This is a genomic window from Lentzea sp. NPDC003310 (assembly GCF_040610935.1).
Taxonomy (GTDB): Bacteria; Actinomycetota; Actinomycetes; order Mycobacteriales; family Pseudonocardiaceae; genus Lentzea.
The window spans coordinates 1-1,071 of sequence record NZ_JBEXNC010000072.1 but is presented as its reverse complement, the minus strand read 5'-3'; the positions used below and the strand labels follow the sequence as shown (position 1 = coordinate 1,071).

Here is a 1,071-nt window from a genome sequence, read left to right as displayed (position 1 = left end):
CGGCGGCCGAGATGTAGGTGGTGGCGTCGTCGTTCTCGGCGGTCTTGCCGATGAGCTGCCACCCGCCGTCCACCGGCACCAATCCGACCTCGACCGTCCCGTCGCGCACCTGCTGCTCGACGGCGGCCCGATCCGGGTAGGGATAGGCGGTGAAGGAGATGTCGGTATCGGCCGCCGCGGCCAGGCCACCCGCCACCTGGACCACCGCCACCGTCTCCGGCCCGGTGACGGCGACCTCGATCTTGTCCGGCCTGCTGCTGACGAAACCACTCACGGCCAGCGAGGCGACGATGGCCACGATGGTGATCACCGTCGAGATGACGAAGTTGCGATCGCGCAGCTTCACCACGATCTCCCTGGCGGCGACGATCCGCCACACGCCACGCGAAGCGGGGGCGGTCATGCCGTCACCTCCCGGTAGATCTCGGCGACGGTCGGCCGCAGTTCGGCGAACTCGCGCACCGATCCCCGAGTCAGCGCCTCGGCGAGCACCGCGTCGGTACTGGCGTCCGCCAGCTCGATCACCGCCGCCGACCCGTTCGTCTCGATCACCCGCACCCCGGCGAACTCCCGCAACCAGCCCGGATCGCTGCCGACGACCAGCCGATACCGCGCCGCGCCCGTCGCCCGCAGCGCCGCCACCGTGCCCTGCCCGACCACCCGTCCCGCGGCGAGGATCACCAGCTGATCGCACAGCCGCTCGACCAGATCCAGCTGATGCGAGGAGAACAGCACCGGCACCCCCAGCTCGGCGTACTCGCGCAGCAGTTCGGCCATGGAATCGACCGCCACCGGATCGAGCCCGGAGAACGGCTCGTCCAGGATCAGCGCCGTCGGCTGCGCGATCACCGCGGCCGCGATCTGCACCCGCTGCTGATTACCCAGCGACAGCGACTCGAGCTTGTCCTTGCTCCGGTCGCCGAGCCCGAACCGCCCCAGCAGTTCGGCGGCCCGCGCCTTCGCCTCGGCCGCGCTCAGTCCGCGCAGCCTGGCCAGATAGACGAGCTGATCGAGCACCGGCTGCTTCGGATACAGTCCGCGCTCTTCCGGCATGTACCCGTACGAGCGGCG

At 70.4% G+C, this 1,071-nt stretch carries 1 protein-coding gene and 1 pseudogene; both read right to left on the bottom strand.

The window, feature by feature from the left end; genetic code table 11:
* Positions 1–403 (bottom strand): annotated as a pseudogene (locus tag ABZX02_RS44015) (hypothetical protein); the annotation flags it as partial.
* On the bottom strand, positions 400–1,071 hold a 672-nt coding region (locus ABZX02_RS44010), incomplete at its 5' end, for an ATP-binding cassette domain-containing protein (protein WP_355307983.1). The gene ABZX02_RS44010 and the pseudogene ABZX02_RS44015, both read right to left, overlap by 4 nt.